Source organism: Ferroglobus sp., from assembly GCF_015521575.1.
In the GTDB taxonomy this organism is placed as follows: Archaea; Halobacteriota; Archaeoglobi; order Archaeoglobales; family Archaeoglobaceae; genus Ferroglobus.
Map to the genome: position 1 here is coordinate 1 of NZ_WANY01000070.1, position 5,153 is coordinate 5,153.

Genomic DNA, 5,153 nt, shown 5'->3' on the forward strand with positions numbered 1-5,153 from the left:
GTGGAAATCCTAAAAGAGAGGGGGGACAGAAGAGTTATAGAACACCTAACAATTGCAAAACCGTGGGGAAGCGTGACAACCCTTGAAAGCTCCGTTTTTTACAAAATAAAGAAGCTCACGGTCAAACCCGGAGAAAAGCTAAGCTTGCATGCTCACATGCACAGAAGTGAGAACTGGGTTATAGTGAGCGGAATAGCGAAGGTGACTGTTGAGGATAAAGAGTTCTATTTGAGGAGGGGCGAGAGCACGTTCATTCCAGCCGGAGTGAAGCACAGACTTGAAAATCCGGGGAAGATACCTTTGGAAGTCATAGAAGTCTCCATAGGAGAGTACTTGGAAGAGGATGACATAATCAGATACGAGGATGAGTATGGAAGAAGTTAACGTGAAATGTCCGATATGTAAGAAAGAGCACAAATACAAGGCGGAAATTCAAGTTGTGAGCTGTAAAGGAAAACCGATGGCTTTGATAAAGGACAGACTCGGCTGGAGGTTGATGGAAGTCAAAATCATAAGTGAGAGGGAGGACGAAGAACTGGACAAAATTTGGAGAAGCTAATTACTTCCTACCCTTTCTTTCTCTTGCCTTAGGTCTCAATCCCTTGTATCCGCACTTTCTGCAAGTTCTTGCCTTCATAGGATTTCTTGCGTTGCACCTCATGCATATTTTCACGTTGAATAGCCTTGCTTCAGCCTCTGGAAATCTCGCCATAAATTCGGCTAAGGAGGTAGTTATTTAAGGTTTGCGATGGATTTGAGTTATCGCTTTACTGGTTGCCTTAGTCGAACTCCTCAATGAGTTTAACGCTCAAACTTTCTTTCTCAGTAGCCAGAGCCAGTTCTTTGTCAGAGGTTGCGAGTGCGAGTTTTTCGTTCTTAGCCAGAGATATAAACCAGATCGTACAGTTTCATTGTCTCTCCGCTCGCAAGGTCAAGAATTATACTTACAGCATTACTTTCCGTAATCCTTTCTAAGAACGATTCTCCTCTTTGGAAAAACTTAACCAGTAACGAAAAATCAGCGGCTATCACGATCTTCCCTCACGTTTGACTCCATCTCTTCAAGCATATTTTCGGTCCTTCTGAAGGAAACGAATAAAGATCTTGACATCTCGATAGCAACACTTGGGATTGGTAGGAACAAGAAACGTTTTTAAAACCACTTCAGATTTTTCCTCGATGACCCACTGGGCTGACGTGATTGCCGAGGATCTGCTGAAAAGAGGTGATAAGCATAGAATAGCCACCGGGATAACTCCCTCCGGACACATACATTTCGGAAATCTGAGAGAGATAATTATAGCTGATGCAGTGAGAAGAGCTGTGGAGGAAAAAGGAGGGAAAGCCGAAGTAGTCTACGTTGCCGATACTTTCGATCCTTTGAGGAGGAGGTATCCCTTTCTTCCGGAGGAGTTTGAAAAATATGTTGGCATGCCTTTAAGCGAAATTCCGGATCCGGAAGGTGAATGCCACGAAAATTATGCTGAACACTTCCTTCAACCCTTTTTAGAGTCCTTAGATGTTTTGGGGATAGATTTAGTCGTAAAAAGAGCTGACCAAATGTACAAATCCGGAGAGTACGAAAACCATATTAGAGTGGCTTTGGAGAAGAGAGATAAAATTGCCGAAATTCTCAAAGAGGTTAGCGGCAGGGAAGTCGAAAAAGACTGGAGTCCTTTCAATCCACTCTGCAAGAACTGCAAGAGGATAAATTCGGCTAAAGTTAAGGGCTTCGATGATAAAGGTGCTTACTACTCCTGCTCCTGCGGATATGAAGGTTACGCAAGCTTTAGGGAAGGAAAGCTTACTTGGCGAGTGGACTGGGTAGCAAGGTGGGACATTTTAAGAATTACATGCGAACCCTTCGGAAAGGATCACGCAGCCGCTGGGGGAAGCTACGATACGGGAGTGAGAATAGCAAAAGAAGTTTACGGTTTCGAACCGCCGTACCCAATTGTTTACGAGTGGATTCATTTAAAGGGCGTCGGAGCTATGAAAAGTTCGAAAGGAATAGTAGTGCCAGTGAAAGATCTCGTAGAAGCTTTACCTCCCGAGATAATTAAATACATAATAATCAGAACGAAACCCGAGAGGCATATAGAATTCGATCCTTCGATGATCCTTGAGGTTTTCGACGAGTTTGAAGATGCCTACAGAAGGAAAGATAGGAGCGTCCAGCTTTCAATCGTTGGAGACGTTGTTTACTCCGACGTCTCCTTCAGACACCTTGTTGTTGTCGGGCAGATAGCGAACTGGGATTTGGAAAAAGCCCTCGAAATCTTGTCGAGAACGTATCATGTCGATGATACGGTAAGAAAAGACGTAGAGAGAAGGTTGATATATGCGAAAAGGTGGCTTGAGAAGTTCGCACCAGAAAACCTGAAATTCAAGATTAAAGAAGAGATAGACGCAGAATTCAGCGAGGAAGAAAGAAGATTCCTCAGAACTTTTGCGGAGAAGCTTGAGGAGGACATGAGTCCGGAAAGAATCCACCAGCTCGTTTACGAAGTTGCGAGGGAATTGAACGTAAAGCCAGCAAAGGCTTTTCAGGCGATATACAAAGCGATTCTTGGCAAAAACTACGGACCGAGGGCGGGATACTTTATAAAGTCCCTTGGTATTGAATGGGTGAAAAAGAGGTTTAAAAAAGTATGAAGAGAATCGAGGCGGGAAGCTTTTACAGCTACCTAAGCGAGGGTTGTAAAATTTGTAGAAGAGGAGCGAAACTCGTCCTATTCGTCACGGGAAAATGTCAGAGCAGTTGCTATTACTGCCCGATTAGTGAAGAGAAAAAGGGAAGAGATGTCGTTTACGCCAACGAAAGACCCGTAAAAAGCTTAGAGGATATTGCCGAAGAGATAAATGCGATGAGTGCCGAAGGGATAGCAATAACCGGAGGAGAACCTCTGCTAAAGCTTGACTACGTGGTGGAAGTCATAGAGACTTTTAACGACTTGCACACCCACCTCTACACGAGCGTTCCTGCTAAAGAAGAGACTATAAAAAAGCTCGCCAACGCAGGCTTGGACGAGATCAGATTTCACCCGCCCCATCTTGAAAATTCTAAGATTTACAGAGAAAGCGTTAGATTGGCGAAAAAGTACGGAATGGAAACTGGCATTGAAATTCCGGCTGTGAAGTACGAGGAGGAGATCATAGAGCTTGTAAACGAGGAAGACATATTTTTGAACGTTAACGAGCTCGAATTCTCAGCGACGAATTACCTCGAACTTGAAAGAAGAGGATGGGAAATAGGAGAATTCTATGAGGCTAAGAACAGCAAGGAGATCGCTATGAAGTACGCTGAAAAAGTTGAGAAGTTTCACTTCTGCAGCGTGAGATTCAAAGACATAGCCCAGTTCAGAAGGAGGCTCATAAGAATGGGTTTTAACCTTCCCGATTTTTACAAGGTCACAAGCGAAGGTACCGTCCTATGTGGCTACTTGGAAGGTGACAAGGAAAAAATCAGAAAAATATTAACGTCCAACGGTATTGATTTCTTCGAAACAGATGAGGGATTTGAAGTAAGCATGGAGTTCGCTGAAGAAAACGCTGAAACGCTTAGGAAGGAAGGTGTAAAAGTCTACATCGTCGAAAGATATCCGACCTACAACAGGCTGCTGATATCGAAAACTCCTCTGGGGTGAGTTCGTGAACGAGGAAGTTATAAGAAGGCTAAGGAAGTACTTGGAGAGGGATAGGAGTGGAATAAGAAAAGCTCTCCTTAAAATCGTCCTTAGCGGAGAGAAGCTTACTACCGAGGAGATCCAGAAAAGACTCGCAAATATGGGATACAACCTAAACATTCGGGGAGTTTCGGCAATGGTTGGTTTGATGAGTGCAAGACTCGGAATTCTCAAACTTGAAATTGGTGAGAAAAATAAATATTATCTGAAAAAAGAATACGAAGGTATAGTCAAGGAAATCCTACAGGAGGTCGAGGAGAAATGATCAGGAAAATTTACGAGCTCCTTTTAGAAAGAGAAGTTAAGAAGAAGAGGATGCCGAATCACATTGCGATAATAATGGATGGAAATAGAAGATACGCGAGAAAAAGAGGTTTACCTCCTCAGATGGGGCATTTTTTTGGATCAAGAAAAGCTGAAAAAGTTTTGGAGTGGTGCTACGAGCTTGGAATAAAAACCCTCACGGTTTTTGCTTTTTCAACCGAAAATTTCAGGAGGAGTGAGGAGGAGAAAAGGAACATATTTCAGCTAATTAGAAAAGAGCTTTTCAGACTTGCAGAAGATAAGAGAATACATAAAAACAAAGTCAGAGTTCGAATAATTGGAAAAAAAGAGCTTTTGCCAAATGAAGTTTTAGATGCTGCCTCTTTAGTTGAAGAAAAAACGAAAAACTACGATAATTTCAGGCTAAACATTGCCATAGCCTACGGAGCAAGACAGGAAATAGCTGAAGCGGTAAGAAAAGTGTTGGAAAAAGTTTTAAATGGCGAGGTAAAAGCAGAGGAGATAAACCTCAGAATGATAGAAGAAAACCTCTATGAAAACATGCCCGTGGATATAATAATCAGAACGGGAAAAGAGATGAGATTGTCGAATTTCCTTATCTGGCAGTCCGCTTCAAAATACGCTTACTTCTGCGACGTGTACTGGCCGGAGTTTAGAAGAATAGACTTGCTCAGAGCGATAAGATCTTGGCAGAAAAGGGTAGAGAGGTGGTTGGATGGAAGCCAAGCTTAAATACGAGTTCAAGAGGAAACTTGAGGAGCTTGAAAAATACAAAGGAAGAGGGACTGAGCTTATCACACTTTACATTCCTCCGAATAAAAATATAGCTGACGTTGCCAATCAGCTTAGGAATGAGCTCAGCCAAGCTTCGAACATCAAATCGAAGCAGACCAGAACGAACGTTTTAGCGGGACTTGAGGCTATTCTTCAGAGGTTGAAGATGTTCAGAAAACCTCCAGAAAACGGAATGGTAATAATAAGCGGTGTAATAGATCTGGGAGGTGGAAAAGAAAAGCACATAACCGAAATAATAATTCCCCCCGAGCCTGTTCCGATGTACAAGTACCACTGCGATTCAAGGTTTTACCTCGATCCACTAAAAGAAATGTTGAAGGAGAAGAAAGTTTACGGCTTAATAGTCCTCGACAGAAGAGAAGCAACTATAGGGGTCTTAAGGGGGAA

8 protein-coding genes are annotated in these 5,153 nt (G+C 42.8%); 7 read left to right on the forward strand and 1 reads right to left on the reverse strand.

Annotated features, from left to right (window positions below; genetic code table 11):
* Both F7C14_RS02955 and F7C14_RS02960 read left to right on the forward strand, forming a co-directional pair.
* The coding region (locus F7C14_RS02955) for a phosphomannose isomerase type II C-terminal cupin domain (protein ID WP_290899789.1) at window positions 1-384 on the forward strand (384 nt) is incomplete at its 5' end.
* A complete protein-coding gene (locus F7C14_RS02960; protein ID WP_290899791.1) occupies window positions 371-559 on the forward strand; it encodes a hypothetical protein in 189 nt (62 codons plus the stop codon). The genes F7C14_RS02955 and F7C14_RS02960, both read left to right, overlap by 14 nt.
* On the opposite strand, the gene F7C14_RS02965 is transcribed toward F7C14_RS02960, so the two are convergent.
* Window positions 560-712 carry a 50S ribosomal protein L40e gene (locus F7C14_RS02965; protein WP_290899793.1) on the reverse strand — a complete coding sequence of 51 codons (153 nt, stop codon included), beginning with the start codon at window positions 710-712 and terminating at the stop codon, window positions 560-562.
* A gap of 467 nt (window positions 713-1,179) precedes the next feature.
* Between F7C14_RS02965 and lysS the strand changes: the two genes are divergently transcribed.
* From lysS to prf1, 5 genes are all read left to right on the forward strand, one after another.
* Window positions 1,180-2,655 carry a lysine--tRNA ligase gene (gene lysS, locus F7C14_RS02970; protein ID WP_290899795.1) on the forward strand — a complete coding sequence of 492 codons (1,476 nt, stop codon included), beginning with the start codon at window positions 1,180-1,182 and terminating at the stop codon, window positions 2,653-2,655.
* Window positions 2,652-3,647, forward strand: a complete 996-nt coding sequence (locus tag F7C14_RS02975; RefSeq protein WP_290899797.1) for a radical SAM protein — start codon at window positions 2,652-2,654, stop codon at window positions 3,645-3,647. Before lysS ends, F7C14_RS02975 begins: the two co-directional genes overlap by 4 nt.
* A gap of 4 nt (window positions 3,648-3,651) precedes the next feature.
* On the forward strand, window positions 3,652-3,951 hold the full coding sequence (locus tag F7C14_RS02980) for a DUF2551 domain-containing protein (protein ID WP_290899799.1): 300 nt from the start codon (window positions 3,652-3,654) through the stop codon (window positions 3,949-3,951).
* Window positions 3,948-4,703: a polyprenyl diphosphate synthase gene (gene uppS / locus F7C14_RS02985; RefSeq protein ID WP_290899801.1), complete on the forward strand. Its 756-nt coding sequence runs from the start codon at window positions 3,948-3,950 to the stop codon at window positions 4,701-4,703. Before F7C14_RS02980 ends, uppS begins: the two co-directional genes overlap by 4 nt.
* The coding region (prf1, locus tag F7C14_RS02990) for a peptide chain release factor aRF-1 (protein WP_290899803.1) at window positions 4,687-5,153 on the forward strand (467 nt) is incomplete at its 3' end. The genes uppS and prf1, both read left to right, overlap by 17 nt.

Coding starts and splice junctions, on each gene's coding strand:
- F7C14_RS02965 (WP_290899793.1), bottom strand. CDS start 712: ATGGCGAGATTTCCAGAGGCTGAAGCAAGGCTATTCAACGTGAAAATA.
- lysS (WP_290899795.1), top strand. CDS start 1,180: ATGACCCACTGGGCTGACGTGATTGCCGAGGATCTGCTGAAAAGAGGT.
- F7C14_RS02960 (WP_290899791.1), top strand. CDS start 371: ATGGAAGAAGTTAACGTGAAATGTCCGATATGTAAGAAAGAGCACAAA.
- F7C14_RS02975 (WP_290899797.1), top strand. CDS start 2,652: ATGAAGAGAATCGAGGCGGGAAGCTTTTACAGCTACCTAAGCGAGGGT.
- uppS (WP_290899801.1), top strand. CDS start 3,948: ATGATCAGGAAAATTTACGAGCTCCTTTTAGAAAGAGAAGTTAAGAAG.